The sequence below is a fragment of the Sphingobium sp. genome, from assembly GCF_041987595.1.
Lineage (GTDB): Bacteria > Pseudomonadota > Alphaproteobacteria > Sphingomonadales > Sphingomonadaceae > Sphingobium.
Genome location: NZ_JBHIWJ010000089.1, coordinates 1 through 16,689, shown reverse-complemented (window position 1 = coordinate 16,689; position 16,689 = coordinate 1). Strand labels below are relative to the sequence as shown.

The window sequence follows — 16,689 nt, the reverse complement described above, 5'->3', positions numbered from 1 at the left end:
GATCTCGAAGCCATAGCGGCTTTCGGCCAGTTCGATCGGGATATTGAAGGTCTCGCCATTAGCAGCGCAGAACTGTCCCGCGTCACCGTCATGATCGATGCCCGCGCCCCAGCCGCCGACCAGCGGTTCGCCCATCACGAACAGCTCGTTGCTGTCAGGCAGCAGGCCGGAGATGAAGGTGGCGCCGACCGTGCGCTGGTGGCCGACCGGCAGCTTGTGCGGCATGAGCGGGGCCAAAGCCTTCCACATCACCTCGATCGCGCCGAGCAGCGATTCATAATAGATGGAAACCGGCGCGGGGCTGGTCGCGGACAGGATCGTGCCTTCCGGGCAGATCACCTCCAGCGCGCGGAAACAGCCGCCATTGGCTGGAATATCGGTGTTGGTCACGGCCTTGAAAGTGCAGCGCACGCCGGTAATGAGGCCGGCATAGGACAGGTTGATCGGTCCCAGCGCCTGCGGGCTGGTGCCGGTAAAATCGGCGATCATCTTCTCGTCGGTGATCGTCACCTTGATCTTGATGACGAAGGGGCCGTTGCCGTGCCCATCCTCTTCCACCACATCCTCGGCGGTGAACACGCCCTTGGGCAGCTTCTTCAACTCCTCCAGCGTCATGCGCTCGCCATAGTCGAGCAGCGAGTCCATCGCGGCGAGCAGGCCCTCGACACCATATTTCTCGGCCAGTTCCACGATCCGGCGCCCGCCCACGCGACAGGCGGCAACGCCCGCATGCATGTCGCCGATGGTGCTGTCGGGCAGGCGGACGTTGGTGCGGATCATCTCGACCAGCGCCTCGTTCATCCGGCCTTCGTCGAACAGCTTGAGGAAGCGCAGGTGCAGCCCTTCCTGGAAAATGTCGGTCGATGCCGTGGTGGCGCTGCCCGGATAGGTACCGCCCACTTCGGTCCAGTGTGCCTTGTTGACGGTCCAGGCGATCAGCCGCTCCCCGACGAAGACCGGATAGAGGATGACCACGTCGGACAGATGCGTGCCGCCGCCTTCATAGGGCGAATTGGTGGCGAAGATATCGCCCGGCCTGATCTTCTCCAGCGGCCAATGTTGCAGCGTGCTCTGGACAGCCGTGTCGAGCGTGGCGAGGAATCCGGTTACGCCATTGCCCTGCGCCAGCAGATTGCCCCGAGCGTCGGTGGCGCCGACCGCGAAGTCGGTGGTTTCGTAGATGATCGGGCTCATCGAGGTGCGGATCATCGCGTTGAACATCTCGTCGCCCAGGGCAACGAGCGCATCCTTGATGATTTCCTGAGTGAAGGGATCGGTGCTCACGGGCGTGCTCCTTCCGGCTGGGCGAGATGGACATGATAATTGCCGAGGCGATCGACTTCAGCGCGGCTGCCCGGCGGTAGCGGCAGGGTGACGGAAGGTTCCTGAATCACGGCCGGGCCGGCGAGGCTCATGCCCGGTTCGAGCCTGAGGCCATCATAGATCGTCGCCTTGTGGATGCCGTGCATGTCGAAATCGACCTGCCGCTTGCCCTTGACCGCGTCGGCCAGCGTCAGGGCCGTGACCGCGCGCTCGGCCAAGTCCGGCTTGTCGACCGGAAGGGTCGCGACAAGGTGGAAGTTGACGAGCTGGACCGCCGCGTCGAGCCGATAGGTGAAGCGCTTCTCATGCGCATCGTGGAAGGCGGCGATCGCCGCATCGACCGGCGATTCGCCGTCCAGCGGGAAGGCGATGCCAACCGTATGCTCCTGCCCCGCATAACGCAGGTCCGCGCGATATTCGAACAGCGGCGCACGATCCTGTGCTTCCTCCGCGAAATCGCGGATCGCTTCGGCCTCTATTTCGGCGAAGACGGTGCGCACGGCGTCCAGGCTGTCCGGGCGGAGTTGAGTCAGCCGGGTGCGGATATAGTCGCGCCGCAGGTCGGTCAGCAGCATACCCCAGGCGGAGAAGACCGACGAATTGACCGGGATGATGACCCGCGGCACCTTCAACTCCTCGGCCAGCGCCACCGCGTGCATCGCCCCGCCGCCGCCAAAGGCCATCAGCGCGAAATCGCGCGGATCATAGCCCTTGTTGGTCGAAACCAGCCGCAGCGCCGTGGTCATGTTGGCGTTGGCGATCCGGATCACGCCGCGCGCCAGTTCCTCCTTGGACAGGCCAAGTTGATCGCACAGCGGCGCGAAGGCGGCGTCCACCGCCTGCCAGTCCGGCTCGACCTCGCCACCCACGAAACTTGCCGGATCGATGCGGCCAAGCAGGAGATTGGCGTCGGTCGTGGTCGGCCGCAGGCCACCGCGCCCATAGGCTGCCGGTCCCGGCCGGGCGCCGGCCGATTGCGGCCCGACATGCAGCTTGCCGCCGGCATCGACCCAGGCGATCGATCCGCCGCCATTGCCGATCTCCACGATTTCGGACACCGGCGTCTGGACCGGATAGCCGGGCGACTTGCCGTCGCGCTCGATATAATAGTCGGTCGAGACCTTGATCTGCCCTTCCTCGATCAGCGTGCACTTCGCCGTCGTGCCGCCGATGTCGAGCACGATGAGGTTGGGTTCGTCGATCTGGCGGCCCAGATAGGCGGCGGCATAGATGCCGCTGGCCGGCCCCGATTCCACCATGGTGATCGGATTGGCCTTTGCTGCATCAACCGTGGCAATGCCGCCGTTTGACTGCATCATATAGGGCTTGTCGCCAAAGCCGCCATCGGCAAGACGCTGTTCCAGCCGCTCGATGTAGCGCCGCGCGATCGGCGAGACATAGGCCGACAATACCGTCGTGTTGGTCCGCTCATATTCGCGCCATTCGCGGCTGACCTCATGGCTCGCCAGCACCGCGACCTCGGGCCAGGCGGCGCGGATCGCCTCCACTGTCCGCCGCTCATTCTCGGGGTTCACATAGGCGTGCAGATAGGCGACCGCGATCGCCTCCACCCCTTCCGCCCGGAAATAATCCAGCATGGAGGGCAAGGGTGAGAGATCGACGGCCAGCGTCATTTCGCCCCTGAAGGTACAGCGCTCGGCCAGTTCCGTCCGCAGATAGCGGTCGACGAACGGACGCGGCTTCTGGAAATTGAAGTTGAACAGGTCGGGCCGGTTGCCGCGCGCGATTTCGATCACGTCACGAAAGCCTTTGGTGGTGATGAGCGCGGTCTTCACGCCCTTGCGCTCGGTCAGCGCGTTGATCACCACGGTGGAGCCATGGGCGAAGAAATCGAGCGCGGCTGCGGACAGGCCCGCCTTGGCCATGGCGTTCATCACGCCTTCCTCGAATTCCGGCGGTGTGGTGTCTGCCTTGGCTACCTCGACCGCGCCGGGCTTTCCGGTCGCAGGATCGATGGGGTAATAGACCAGGTCGGTGAAGGTGCCGCCGACGTCGCTTGCTGCACGCACAATATATCTCCCGCCGGACCCCTGGCCCGGCCTAAAGTTGCTCTTTTGTCGGATCGCTCAGGTTCGCGGTACGATGACGGTGTTGCCGATCGGCGCCGATCCCGCGAAAATGCCGCCGTTCGCCAGCCGCTCCGCATCCGGCGGCTCCATGCTGTAGAGCCTGCTCGGCTTCCATCCGAACTGCACCTTGTTGAGTGCGGCCGCTTCGGTCGACTTGTAGCAGGCATAGACCGCATCGACGATGGGAACGCCGAACTCTTCCTGAAGCTGCGCGTAGAAGCCGAACTCGATCGTGCAGCCCAAGATGATGGCTTCGGCCTTGTCGATCTCGATCGCATCCTTCACCGCGCTGCGGATGGCGGCTTCGGTGACTTCGGGGTCTTTCTGGAAATCGTCCACATACAGGCCGATCGTCCGGAATGAAGCGAGGCGGTCCTGATAGCCATAATAGCGGATGCGCTCCTCCATCTGCACCTTCCACTTCTCCATGCCGATAACGACCGAAAAGCGGTTGCACAGGTTAGAGACGATCTGGAGTGAGGACTGGCAGGGCGCGCAAACCACCGCGTCGCCGGAAATCTCGCGCGACTCCTCCAGCGCCGTGTCGTAGAAGCAGCCGATCGCGTAGCCATCAAAGCCGTTATTGCCGGCATAGTTGGCGATCGCCGTGACCGGGAACCATATCTGGCTTTCGAATACCCGCCATTCCAGGTTGGTCAGGGCCACCGGCTCTGGAATATCGAGCGATACGACATGCACCTCCGCATTGGGCAGTTTCACATTCGCGATCAGATCGGCGATCGCCTGATCATAGCCCGACTGGTTGATCGGATTGACCCAGAGGATCTTCAAATCGGAGTTTGCGGGATTTTCCCTGATGATGCCATGTGCCATGTCTTCGTTCCTCTCAGAAGCTGGTCCGCAATTCGGCGCCCCAGGTGCGTGGGGAAGCGGGCTGGACGAAACCGCCGCTCACAAATTCCGCGTTATATTTCTTGTCGGTCAGGTTGCGGACAAAGGCGGTCAGGCTCCAGCGGCCGTTTTCGGCTTCGATCCCGCCATGCAGGTTGATGAGCTGGAAAGCAGAGCGCGCGGTCGCATTTTCCGGGTCCCAATATTGCTTGCCATGATGTTCCATTTCGCCGCGGGCGAACAGGTTCATGCTGTCGGTCACGGGGAAGCGATATTGTGCGCCGATCGATCCGCTGTCGCGCGGGATATAGGGCGCCCAATTGCCGACATCGGCGGTGTTGAAGGTGAACTTCCGGATCTCACTATGAGTGAACCCGTAATTGCCGAAGAAATCGAGACCCTTGACCGGCGTGAACATCACTTCCACTTCGCCGCCATAGAGATGAACCTTGTCGACATTGACGAGTATCTGGGCACCTACCGCGCCGACGAACAGGAAGTAGAAGGGGTTCTTGTCGACGGTGTAGAAGGCCGTACCGTTGATCTTCAGGCGGCCATCGAGCAGCGTCGTCTTGAAACCGGCCTCCGTCGTTTCCGCGCTTTCCTGGCGGGCCAGGTCGAAGGCGCCGGGCAGATTGGCGGCGGATGCCGCGCCAGCCTGGTTGAACTGTCCCGACCGGAAGCCCACCCCCCAGTCGGCGAACAGCGTCAGCGCGGGGCTGGCCCGGTAGCGCAGCGTGAACTTGGGCTGCGCCTTGCTGAAATTGGCGACCCGTGAACAGGCGTCCGCACCCGGCGTGGTGCAACCCGTGGGCACGCCGGCGCTGCTGAACGGGTCGATGATCTGATGGCGGCGATCATGATCGTAACGGAAGGCGAAAGAGGCTTCCAGGCCTTCGGCCAGATCGTAGGCGACGTTGCCGTAGAAAGCATAGGCCAGATTGCGGTTATGGTCCGCGAGATAGGACAAGGTTGGATTGGCCGCGTCGCTATATTTGGGCGCGGTGGTGATGTCGGTAATGCCAAGGCCATTATCCTCCCCGGTGGTGGAGGAAATGAAACGGCGGGTGCTTAGAATATAGGCGCCAGCCATCCAGCGAAACGCGCCGCTGTCAGGTGATGCAATGCGGAAGTCATTCTGCACTGCCTTGACCGTTTCCAGCTGGGTCTGCGTGCCGTCGGTGCCGTAGACGTTGCGGCTGGCGGTGTAGGGGAACTGGTCGCCTTCGAGATATTCCCTGATGTTGATATAGGACAGGACATTGGTCACTGTACCCCAGTCCGCTTCGTTCTGAAGCTTCAGCGAGATGTCGGTCAAGCGGCGCACATTATGGCCGCGATTATTGGCGCAGAAGCGGCGGCTGACGCTATCCGCATCGGGGGCGGGGCCGCCAAACGGATTGGTGGCATCAAGGAAGCACGACGTGTCGGATTCGAACTTCGCGGGTTGATACTGGAACTGGTCGCCGATGGCTTTGGTATGGCTGTAGCTGGCGCGCAGGTCCGCCGTCAGCGTATCGGTCAGAAATGCCTTTAGCTGGCCGCGCACATTGCGGTCATGCACCCAGTCGACCGTCTTGCCGAGATAAACATTATGCAGCAGGCCGCCGAAGTTGCGGGCGCTGCCCGCAAGGCGGAACAGCAGTTTGTCCTGGACGATCGGCCCGCTGACCGAAAGCTGGCCGCGATAATCGTCGCCATTGCCCACGGATATCTGTGCATCGGCATGAAATTCATTGGTTGGCTGCTTGGTGGTGATGATGATCGCGCCGCCGATCGCATTGCGACCGTACAGCGCGCCTTGCGGACCGCGCAGCACCTCGATCTGCTGGACGTCGAACAGGTCGCTGGTGAACTGGCGCGGGGAAATCTGCTGGATGCCGTCCGTCACCACCGCGATCGGGCTTTCACCGTTGCGGACCTGTGAGATGCCGCGAATGGTCACGAAGGAATTACCCGCGTTTTGCGACTGGACGATCGAGATATTGGGTGTGATGCCTATGAAGTCGCCGACGCCCTTGATGCGGGCATCTTCCAGCGCCCTGGTCGAAAAGGCGGTTATGGCCACCGGCGCGGATTGCAGCGCCTCGTTACGGCCGCGCGCCGTGACCACGATCTCACTATTATCGACCTGCGTGTCGGCGGACGCGATCTGGGCCTGTGCGACCGGCGCCAGCCCGCACAAGGCGAGGGCCGATACGCAACCGGTGAAACGAGCAAGAGTTCGCATGGACATTCTACCCCCTTTATCGGCTTATGATGGGGTGAAGTTTCGTCATCGGTTTGCAACAAACAAGCTGCCCCGAAGAGTAGGAAAGCGTACCTGCCTGTTCGCTCCAACCTACTCGTTTAGGTAGGTCGGGAGGCCTTCCTGGTCTGGCGCACGGCCGAAAGGGCATGGGCACGCCTGTCGACTCCCAGCTTTGCAAAGATATTCTTGAGATGGAACTTCACCGTATGTTCGGTCATGTCGAGCGCGCGGGCGATTTCCTTGTTCGTCAGCCCGCGTGATAATTCAGCCACGACTTCTTGCTCGCGTGCACTCAACAGGGACATGGGGCCTTCTGCCGGGGTGAGGGCGGCGAGCTTTTCCTCGATGTCGGAAAGGAACGAGGCTTCGATCGGATCTTCGCCAGCATCCCACAGCTCGCGTCTGAGTTGCCGGATCAATGGGGTCAGCGCCGCCTGCTCGATGAAAGGCAAGGCTATTCGCAGTCGTGCCGCCTGTCCGACGGCAGCGCGAAGATGCACCATTGCCTTATACTGGGCGCCGCTCGCGGCTTCGATGGCGGCAAGCATAAGGCGCGCGCGCACCTCGTAGGATCGCGTTCCAACCACCTGTGCGCATTCGAGCATATCGCTGGCCCAACGGCGCGCACGCCTGCCATCGCGAGGCAGATACCAGGATGCGAGCGCAAATGCGGCGTCCATATGGGGCCGCCAACACGCACGATTATCGCGCCAGCAACCTGCCTCAAACTGCCCTCCAATCATTGCCGCCAAAGCACCGCCCGCTGGATCGTTCGCGGCGCCATGGCGCAAAAGGCGCTGGGCATCGACAATATAGGCAAGCCGTTGAAGCCCTCGGGAACGGGTCAGCCCATCGCCGTCGGCGATGACAAGGTCCATCGACTTGACGTCCCCCGCAAGGAAGGCGAGCCGGAATCGGCTATCGAGGCCGGCGGCATAGATTTCGAACCAGCCATCATAGTCGCAGACATGCCGGAATGCTTCATCCAGTTCCTCGGTCGACATGGTCAGCCTGCCGCCCCCCCACAGTTCGACCAGGGCCAGCAATGTCTCGGCCAGCGCTTTGAGGCCGCTGTCCGCCCCGAAATTCTCGATGGCCATCGCCTTGGCACGCTGGAGATAGGCTTCCGCGCCGCGGAAATCGCCACGATAGGCGCAGGACAATCCTGCATGCAGAAAGCAGTAGTTGAGGCCCAGCACGGAATTGGCCTCGCGCATGGCCCCCATGGCCTGCCGGGCGAAGTCCTCGGCCTTGTCCAGACCGCCCAGGCACAGGCACGCCACCGCACCCGCACAATCCAGCACCCCGCGTGTCAGCGGGTCGGCGCCCGGCATGCGCTGATGTACGAGATCGAAGAAGGTGAGGAAGGGCGCATCGACCGTATTGTCTTCATATGTCCGGATGAGAACGCTGATATTGAGGATGTCGCGCTCGCAATCATCGAGTCCGCTCCACTCCCCGACAGGTTCTGCGACATCGTTCGCGACGAGATCGAACGTGCTGCGCGCTTCGCGCAACAGGCCCATTTTCAGTTCGACATAGGATTTCGCGAGTAACAGCCTGGGATGTGAAAGGCGTTCCGATGGCGGAATGAAATCAAGCAATTGGCTAAGCTGACCCATACCCCCGAACAGGACGAGCCGCCATCCGCCCGCGCTTTCGACCAGTTCGGCGCACCGCTCGAAATCACCGGCGAGACTGGCGTGGCGGACCGCCTCGGCCAGCAATCCGGAACGCTCGAACGCTGCGGACGCGCGCAAATGCAGCCTGGGGACGGCGGAGGGGCGACGCTGACGCAACTGCGCCTGCAGATATTCCGCGAAAAGATGGTGATATCTGTACCAGATCGTGTCGGCGTCGAGCGGGGTAAGCAGCGATTGCAGCGGTTCGAGCTGTTCCATGATCCGCCAGCTGTCGTTCCTGTCGCGGACCTGGTCCGTAATCTCCGCGCTGAAGCGCTCCAGGATGGAGGTCTCGAGCAGGAAGTCGACGGCATCGTCGCTCAGTCCGCGCAGCACCTGATCGGACAGGAAACTCCACAGATGTCCACCCCGGGAGATCAGCTTGGTGAGCGCGAAGGGGTCCGATTGGCCCTGTAGGGTGATGACCCGGGCGAGTTGCAGCGCCACTGGCCAGCCTTCGGTGCGTTCGGCCAGTACATCTCTTTCGATTTCATTCAGTCCGACGTCCAGGACCTCACGCGATTCCAGGGCATTGAACCGCAGCATGTCGCCCGTGATTTCAATGGCCTGTCCCGTACTCAGAAGCTGGTGCAATCCGATATCGGGACGTCGACGGGTGCTCATCAGGAACCGTGTGCCTTGTGGTAACAAGGGAATCCAGCGGCTGAGAAGCGCATTGAGCGCTGGGGACGCGGTGCGATGATAATCATCAAGGATAAGTGTCACCGGCCCGTTCGCGAGATCCAGCCGTGACTGGACCTCGCGAATGACGCCATCCACAGTGACTTCACTCAGCCCGCGCTCCGCCTGTGCGGAAAGTGGCCCCATGTCGACACCAGCTTTCTCCAGCGACCGAATGATGCCGATCATGAAGCGGCGCACATCGGCATCGCTCTCATCCAGGGTCAGCCAGCCGACATGTTCCCCCGCCTGGCGCAGATGCTCGCGCCATTGCGACAGGAGGGTGGTCTTCCCAAAGCCTGCCGGCGCCGCAAGCAGCATGAGGCGGCTCGTATCCACGGCTCCAAGAGCCGATATCAGGCGCGCGCGATATACGACGCTCGCAGGCAGGCGCGGCACTTCGAGCTTGAGCTCGTGCATTTTTTGCACATCTGTTGGGTTGCCCGAACTCGGCATCGATCCTCGATATATTGCGGCCCTCTCCTCCATATTGCGGGGCCGCTCCCGAAGATACAATATAGCGTTTACTGTCTTCGGGAGCGGGTCCGGTTCAGTTTTGCGTCACCTTCTCGAATGCCAGCGGCCGGATATCCGTCTGGACATAATTGCTGCTGGCGGCGGTGACGTGATTGGTGAGCAGTTGCAGGCTCAGCACGCCCGTCGCGAGCTCGATCCAGCCACCCAGGGATCGCGTAACGCCTTTTTCCGTATCGCTGGCGATGATCGAGACAGACTGGAACTGCAGGCCGTCGGCGGTGGCATTGACGTCCGTGAAGCCCGATATCGGCGTCTCGCTTCCTTCAACTGCCAGCGTTCCGCTGACATAGCCGAACCGGTTTTCCGTGTCCGGCGTGACCAGGATCGAAAGCATCGCCCCATCAGCGCTCGTCCATTCCCCCGAGAGCGGATCATCGGCATCCGCGACGCCCGGTTCCGCACTACCGGATGGGGGTGTCGTGTCCGTCACGCGATGATAGGTCAGCTTGTCGACATAGATGCCGCTATCGGCCAGTCCTTCGAAATCGCTCGAGGCGATCATCAGGTGGCTGAGGATCAGGCTGTCCTCGCCATCGACGATATTGATCTGCCCGCCAAGAGCGGAGACCCAGTTCCAGCTGGCGTCCGCAGGACCCTCCACAACCGAATGCCATTCAATGGCCAGCGACACGGGTTGCCCCGCAGCAGCCGTTGGTTCGCTGTCGAGTTGCCACCCGGACACCAGATACTGGCCCGTCGATCCGGTGGTGGATTCATAGACTCCCGCAATCGCATCGCCCTCCGCCGAGAGGGTCATGCGGGAACCATAGGCATTTTCCCAGATGCCGACGAGGGTCATGGCCGTGCTCCCGTGCTGCGCATGGCCCGCCGACCGAGCCTGAAGCGACCCGACACCGGCTGGACGGAGGTCGGGAGCGTATCATTGCCATCGATGATCTTCGATCCGCCCGGCTTGTTGAAAAGATAGACGCCGACCGGCGCGAGCGAGAAGGTCGTATTCGGGCACTCGACCACAGCATATTCATACACCGCATAGCAATGGTCGAGCAGCACGGACCCCACCAGGGCAAGCTGGTTGAGGCCGAGCGGCTGGAATTGGGGGATGGTCTGCCCTTCGTCGGGGCCAGCCTCGATCAGGACGTTGTAGATATCCGGCCCGATCGTGATCGTGCCACCGTCGAACACCATGACGATGTCGGGATTGCCCTGCGCGGTGAGCTGCGTGAGCGTATCGGCCATCAGCTTGTCGTCCCCCTTGAACTGGGAGGCGCCCGTATCGAGCGCGAGCATCAGCGGATGGTCTTCCGTGATCGGCAGCGTTGGTTCCATCACGACGGTGCCGACCGTGAAACTGTTCATTACCGACGACCAGATATATTCGACGCCGGAATATTCGGCATAGACATGCCACGGCAGGAACAGGCCCAGGCCGTCGATCTTCGTCTCGTCATACCCGCCCATCTGGCAGGTCCCGGCGGAGGTGGCCTGGTCGGTATATAAGGACACGAAGGGCAAGGTCGGCTCGACCAGCCCCTGTTTCATCATCTCGTGATACAGGAAGGTGCTGCGTCCTTCGATGAAGGCGCTCGAGGACGGAAGACCGATGCCGCCGTCCCAGTCGAGCTGGGCGAACTGATCGCCGTCATAATCCGCCGAGAAGAACATGTTCGCGCGAACGGTTGATGACTGAGGCAGGGTGATCATGTCCGATCCCGTTTCCACCTGCATCGTTCCCCAGGGGCCAAAGCTGAAAGGCCGTTGCAGGCAATCAGTGAATTCGAAGGTTGAGGAAGCTTCCCAGTCGAAACGGTCTTCACCGTAATGGGTGCAGGATTCTGGTGGACATAACGTCGATGTGACCCATGTTATATTCGTTCCGCTATCAATGTTTATCTTCATCGTCTGGGCAGGTGTTCCCAATTGAAGATTGGCATACCACGGACTTGCTCCGTTATTTTGAAACGGGCCACTATTTAAATTAAAAATGATTCCGTCCGAATTCGACATGGCGCATTTCCTTTATGAGTCAAAATTACGTTTCGTCGATAACCATTTTGAATCGATTCGAATAAAACATCGTTTTTTAGGATGAGGTCTAGCTACTCTCATGGGTAGGTGCCGCGTATCTGACGGAACAATTGTAACCATCCACCGAGGTAAGGTGCGCACGCAGCAGACTCGCCCTTAATGTTCTTGTAATGCTGTCCATTGATGCGGACTTTCCTACCTCAGTTGAGTACTGGATTCAGTCAAATATACGTGGTTGCCAGTGACTTGACGCAAGCCGACGCCAGCAAAGCGACAACCAGTCTCACCAGAATTAATTGAGAGCGTGACAACCGGCCGATCAGGCTTTCTCTCGCAACTGATCCGGTTCATTATCTCATCAAATCGAGCTTGGTTCAGTCAGGCTGGTCTATCCTGATCGTGCAGCGCACAGGCTCCTCGGCCTTCGCCGCCGCCCTCTCGCATGCGGCGATGGCGTCCCGGTTCGCCTGTCGCATTTCGACTGCATCAACGATTGCCTGCCAGCCGAGCGGATTCCCGGCGCGCATCAGGCGAAGGCCCGCATCCCATTGCGACGGTTCCCCCATCGTGCGCTTCGCGACCCGTTCGGGCCAGTTCCAGCCGCTAGGCGCAAGGCCCGCCGCCCATCCCGGATAAACCAGCCACAGGAGCGAGACGGCAAGCGCCGTGCATATGCTGGTATAGAGCATATGCCACCATTGCCGGTCCTTGGTGCGGATCGCGCCGATGGCTTTCATCTGGTCGGCATGGGCTTCGTGCAGAATCATCTGCGCCTGCTTGATGGACGCCTTGTCCGTCTCCCGGGCCGCTTCCGCTGACACGATAATTCGTTCCGCGATGCTCTCCGGGGTCATTTTGAGCGCTTCAGACTGCGAAAACGCCTTCATGTGCTTGGCGATCTCCGCCAAGGCGGCATTGATTTTGGAGAGCGTGGGATTGTAGTCGGGAACCTCGATGCTCTGCTTCTCAACGGCGATATGCTCAAGCGCGCGGGCGATCACCGCCAAGCGCCCATCAAGCCGCTGCTCCATCGCCTCGACGCGCGCCGCCAGGTGCGCGAACGCCTCCGCCGCCGTGCCGGTCGGCGGCTGGGATTCCGGGCCGTTCAACAGGGGTTGCTCGTCCATACGTCTTTCTCCTTTGGTTTAGCGTTCCATGCCGCGGCTCATGTCGCGGCCATGATCGAAGGGGATGGAAGCGGCGAGGTTACGGCCGATGCTGCGGCCCATGTCCTGACTGATCTCAAGGCCAAGCTCGCGGCTGCGCAGTCCCAGCACCGATTCAAGCTGGGCGTCGCGCTCAAGGCTTTTCGCCATGTCGGCCATGTGCTGCGCCGTGGTCTTAGCGGCCCGGAAATTGCCGTCGCGCACCAGTTCCTGATGCTGGCGCTGCAACTGCTGCCAGCCTTCCACAAACCGGTCCGCGCGCTGAAACGGATCGATACGGATTTCCGCCTCCGCCTGCATAGCGCGCACCGCTTCATGGCCGCGCCCCTCCGCCGCCTCGCGGATCAGTTCCGGGCCTGCCCGGAACGCGCTGTTCAAATCGGTCGAGCCTTCGGGCCGGATCGCGTCGAGGGCGTCGCGCGCCTTGTCCAGCGCCTCGCGCTGGTGGAGCATGGCGTCGATACCCTGCGCGTGGGTCTGCCGGATCGCGTCCACCGCCTTGGCGTAGCGCTCGACCGCGCCGCGCAAGCCGCCTGCGCGCATAGGCTGCGGGTCATGCTCACGCTGCTGCTGGCGGGCCGGATCGTGGACAGGCGCGGAAGCGAAGCGGTCAAGGTCCAGACCGTCGAACATGCCACGTCCGGGTTCGGGCGCGGGCAATACCGCGCGATCCTGTCCGGGTAGCGAAAGGCGCAGCCCGTCGAAGATCCCGCGCGCCTTCTCCACTACGGGCCTGACGATCTCGGCAACGCGCTCGCCGAACGTGATGCCGCGCCGTTCCGCGAACTGCTGCGCAGAATCGCGGCGATCATAATCGCCCGCCATGTCCTTGGTGCGCTCGCGGGACAGGGTGCGGACAAGCCGGGAGTCGTCCTTGAAATCATCCCGCCCATAATGGAAGTCCACGCCCTCCCGGTGGCGGGTAAGGACGACATAGGTTCCATGCCGGTCCATCCCCGGCGTAGCGAGCGCATGAGTGCGATCGACACTGACGGCCTGCGTCTTGTGGATTGTGGCGGCATAGCCATGGTCAAGATCGCGATAGTCCTTGAGGTCGAACGATACGGAGCGCCCGTCATCGGTGCGGACGGCCATGCTCTGTTCGTTGACGCGCTCGATGGTTCCGAGGGTGCCGTTCTTGACCTCAAGGCTGCGTTCGTTGCGCCGGAACATGACCCGATCCCCGGATGCAAAGTCCCGCTCGCCGTTCGCGGTCTTCACGCGCGCATCGTCGCCCAACTCACCCGCCTCGCGGCGCTTGTCGCGCGCCATGTCGTTGAGGTTCCGCACCTCGTCATTGGTGTGGGTGAAGATCATTCGCATCTTGTCGGGTTCGGCCTGCCGCGCCGCATCCCAACGGTCGATCAGGTCAACGCGCGCCTGTTCGCGCGTCTCGGCGGCGTGGATCATGCCGCGATCCGCATAGGCCCGGATCGCCTCGCCGGTCCTGCCGGTCGCCAGATGGCGGGTAGCGTCCTTCTGCCAGTCCTCATGCTGGCGGCGGATTTCGGTGATCTCGACGCCGCCGTGCCGTTCATGGATGGCGCGGAACGCCGCGCCCGCCTCGATCGCCTGCAACTGCTCCGCGTCGCCGACCATCACGACCTTCGCGCCCGCTGCTTCGGCATGGGACAACACGCGCTCCATCTGGCGCGTGCCGACCATGCCCGCCTCGTCGATCACCAGCACGTCACGGGCAGTCAGAAGATCGCGCCCGTTGGCCCAGCCATATTCCATGCTGGCGATGGTGCGCGACGCAATGCCGGAACCGTTCTCCAGCCCCTCCGCCGCGATTCCCGATAACGCTACGCCGCGCACCTCGAACCCCGACCGCTCCCACGCTTCCCGCGCAACGCCCAGCATCGCGCTCTTGCCGGTCCCGGCGTAGCCCACGACGATGCTCAAATCCCGATCGCCGGTCACATGCTCGAACGCCGATCGCTGCTCGCCCGACAGCAGCAATCCGCGTCCCTCCGCGCTGGTCAACGCCGCCTCGCGCGCCTTCTCGTCGGTGCGATGCCGTTCGCGCTCCGCCATCAATTCCGAAGCACGCTGCAACCGCTGTTCCGTCTCGATCATGTCGCGGCTGGTGAACCGATCATCGCCGCGCCCGTCCTTGCCAAGCGCGATCAAGTCGGGCGAGCCTCGAACGGCACTCATCGCCCGGTCATACTGCTCCTTGCCGTCGCTGTGCCGGTGGATGAACATCGCAAGGTCGCGATTGGTGAACGTCGCCTGCTGGTGCGTGATCGCGTTGAGCGCGACGGAAGGGTCAGCAATGATCCGATCGCCGTTGCGCTGGGCGACGGCGCGGTGATCCTCGATCCGCTCGGATTCAAGACCGCGAGTCCCCATGCGCTGCGCGGCGGGGCCGATCTTGTCTTGCGGCTCAAGGTCGATGCCCTGCGCCTCAAGGCTGCGGTGATCGATGCGGGCGTCTATATCGAGTTCGGCAAGGCGCGCGTTGACGTGATCGGCCCAACGCTCGCGCCATTGCTCGACGAGCTCGGTTCTGTTCCAGTCGCGTTCCTTCGCGCCAAACCCGCCTTCGCCCACTTCCCGCATGGTGAGCATGACATGGGCATGCGGCTTCGCCAGCTTGTCCGCGCCGATGTCCCAATGCACATTCAAATCCGCGATCATGCCGCGTTCGACAAACTCGGCGCGCACGAAATCCTGTGCGAGCGCGACGCCCTGCGCTTGGTTCATCTCGCGCGGAATGGCGAACTCGACTTCGCGCGCTAGCTGCGCGTCCTTGCGCTTCTCGGTTGCCTCGACCTCGTTCCAGAGGATCGCGCGATCCGAGAAGCGTTCGGGCGCGCCTTCAGGCAGGAGGATTTCCGAATGGACGACGCCCGCCTTGCTCGTGAAGTCATGGTCGCGGTCGAGGCGATCGTCGTGCAACCGCTCGGCCGCGCGATAGGCTGCCGCCGCGACGGCGCTGCGCCCTTGCGCGCGGCCAATGACCTGAACGGAAAAATGGAAGATCGCCATGACGATCGTCCATTTACTACTCTGAGCGCACGTCGGCACGACGTATAAGCGCGCCCTTCTCGAAAATTTCTCGGACGGGACTAGGCGGTGTCAGGCTGTCCCGGTGACTCTACTGCGCGGCGCGCGGGTTCATCTTATCATCGCTACGTCATCACTCAATGGAGACTTTGCAATGCGCAAACCCAAGAACTTCGATTCGGAACTCAAGGCGCTGTCCGACAAGGCCAAGGCGCTCAAGGAACGGCGTGTGAAGCAACTCGGCGAACTGGTGACGGCGACGGGTGCCGATACGCTCGACGCCGACATACTCGCCGGGGCGTTGCTCCATGCCATCAAGGCGAGGGACGCCGCGACCAAGGAGGGCTGGCGCAAGGCGGGCGCGGCTTTCTTTCTCGGCAAAGGCGGCAAGCCTGCGGACGGACCTGCTGGCTAGCAAAGCGGCACTCTCCCGCTCGACGGCGGCGCGGCACCGACTTGAGGCGCGAATGGCGCGCACCGACATGCGGGACTGGGCCATTGCCCGCCGGACCCGCACACGGCACCTCATCGAACTGGGCGGCCTCGTCATCAAGGCGGGGCTGGTCGAACTGACGGATGATGATCGCGCGACACTTTACGGTGCGTTTCTCACCGTGGCGGAGAGACTGCGCGGTGATGATCGCCCCAGCGCCCTCGCTCTCTGGCAGCGCAAGGGTAAACGCGCATTCGAGGCGGACGCCGGGGCTACGATTCGGCACCATGATGCAGGCTGACACGGGTAAAACGGGGACGCTGTAATCGCCCCTGCTGCTGGCATTTTTGTGTTACATCGGCTATGCAACCGGCAGGAGGTGATGATGCTCGGACTGATCCTGACGGCTGTGACAATTCTGACTCTTGCCGCCATCTCATACAGAGCGAATATACGCTATGGCGATGAGGACCGTTTGCCGATGCAATGGTCCTTCAAGGGCGAGGTGAACTGGTCTGCGCCGCGTCGCTGGGCTTTGGCCTTTACGCCTATTCTGGCGGTCATTTGCATAAGCCCTGCGGCTATCCTGCTGGTGACTGCGCCGCCCTCCGAAGGTGACGCGATAATCGGGATCGCGGTATTGTCACTGATGGGCGCATGCTTCATCGCCGCG

Annotated in this window: 12 protein-coding genes; 3 read left to right on the top strand and 9 right to left on the bottom strand. The window is 62.1% G+C overall.

Going from position 1 to position 16,689, the window contains the following annotated elements; all coding sequences use genetic code 11:
- From ACFC3J_RS17760 to traA, 9 genes are all read right to left on the bottom strand, one after another.
- On the bottom strand, positions 1-1,284 hold a 1,284-nt coding region (locus ACFC3J_RS17760), incomplete at its 3' end, for a hydantoinase B/oxoprolinase family protein (protein ID WP_375197423.1).
- Positions 1,281-3,353, bottom strand: a complete 2,073-nt coding sequence (locus tag ACFC3J_RS17755) for a hydantoinase/oxoprolinase family protein (protein WP_185703881.1) — start codon at positions 3,351-3,353, stop codon at positions 1,281-1,283. The genes ACFC3J_RS17760 and ACFC3J_RS17755, both read right to left, overlap by 4 nt.
- 57 nt (positions 3,354-3,410) lie before the next feature.
- Positions 3,411-4,247 carry an aspartate/glutamate racemase family protein gene (locus ACFC3J_RS17750; protein WP_185703879.1) on the bottom strand — a complete coding sequence of 279 codons (837 nt, stop codon included), beginning with the start codon at positions 4,245-4,247 and terminating at the stop codon, positions 3,411-3,413.
- A 13-nt stretch (positions 4,248-4,260) separates the two neighbouring features.
- Complete coding sequence (locus tag ACFC3J_RS17745; protein ID WP_375197422.1) at positions 4,261-6,495, bottom strand: TonB-dependent receptor; 2,235 nt, start codon at positions 6,493-6,495, stop codon at positions 4,261-4,263.
- 119 nt (positions 6,496-6,614) lie between these two features.
- A complete protein-coding gene (locus ACFC3J_RS17740) occupies positions 6,615-9,299 on the bottom strand; it encodes a LuxR C-terminal-related transcriptional regulator (protein WP_185703875.1) in 2,685 nt (894 codons plus the stop codon).
- 130 nt (positions 9,300-9,429) lie between these two features.
- On the bottom strand, positions 9,430-10,215 hold the full coding sequence (locus ACFC3J_RS17735) for an avidin/streptavidin family protein (protein WP_185703872.1): 786 nt from the start codon (positions 10,213-10,215) through the stop codon (positions 9,430-9,432).
- A complete protein-coding gene (locus ACFC3J_RS17730) occupies positions 10,212-11,384 on the bottom strand; it encodes a pepsin-like aspartic protease (RefSeq protein WP_185703870.1) in 1,173 nt (390 codons plus the stop codon). The genes ACFC3J_RS17735 and ACFC3J_RS17730 overlap by 4 nt, the downstream gene beginning before the upstream one ends.
- Before the next feature lie 395 nt (positions 11,385-11,779).
- Positions 11,780-12,532: a DUF6118 family protein gene (locus ACFC3J_RS17725; protein ID WP_185703868.1), complete on the bottom strand. Its 753-nt coding sequence runs from the start codon at positions 12,530-12,532 to the stop codon at positions 11,780-11,782.
- Positions 12,533-12,550: 18 nt separating this feature from the next.
- Entirely contained in the window at positions 12,551-15,565 is a 3,015-nt protein-coding gene (gene traA, locus ACFC3J_RS17720; protein ID WP_375197421.1) for a Ti-type conjugative transfer relaxase TraA, read from the bottom strand.
- A 172-nt stretch (positions 15,566-15,737) separates the two neighbouring features.
- On the opposite strand from traA, the gene ACFC3J_RS17715 reads away from it, so the two are divergent.
- The 3 genes from ACFC3J_RS17715 to ACFC3J_RS17705 all read left to right on the top strand — a co-directional run.
- A complete protein-coding gene (locus ACFC3J_RS17715) occupies positions 15,738-15,998 on the top strand; it encodes a conjugal transfer protein TraD (RefSeq protein WP_185703864.1) in 261 nt (86 codons plus the stop codon).
- 67 nt (positions 15,999-16,065) lie between these two features.
- Complete coding sequence (locus tag ACFC3J_RS17710) at positions 16,066-16,317, top strand: conjugal transfer protein TraD (protein ID WP_185703862.1); 252 nt, start codon at positions 16,066-16,068, stop codon at positions 16,315-16,317.
- Between the two features lie 81 nt (positions 16,318-16,398).
- The coding region (locus ACFC3J_RS17705) for a hypothetical protein (RefSeq protein WP_375197420.1) at positions 16,399-16,689 on the top strand (291 nt) is incomplete at its 3' end.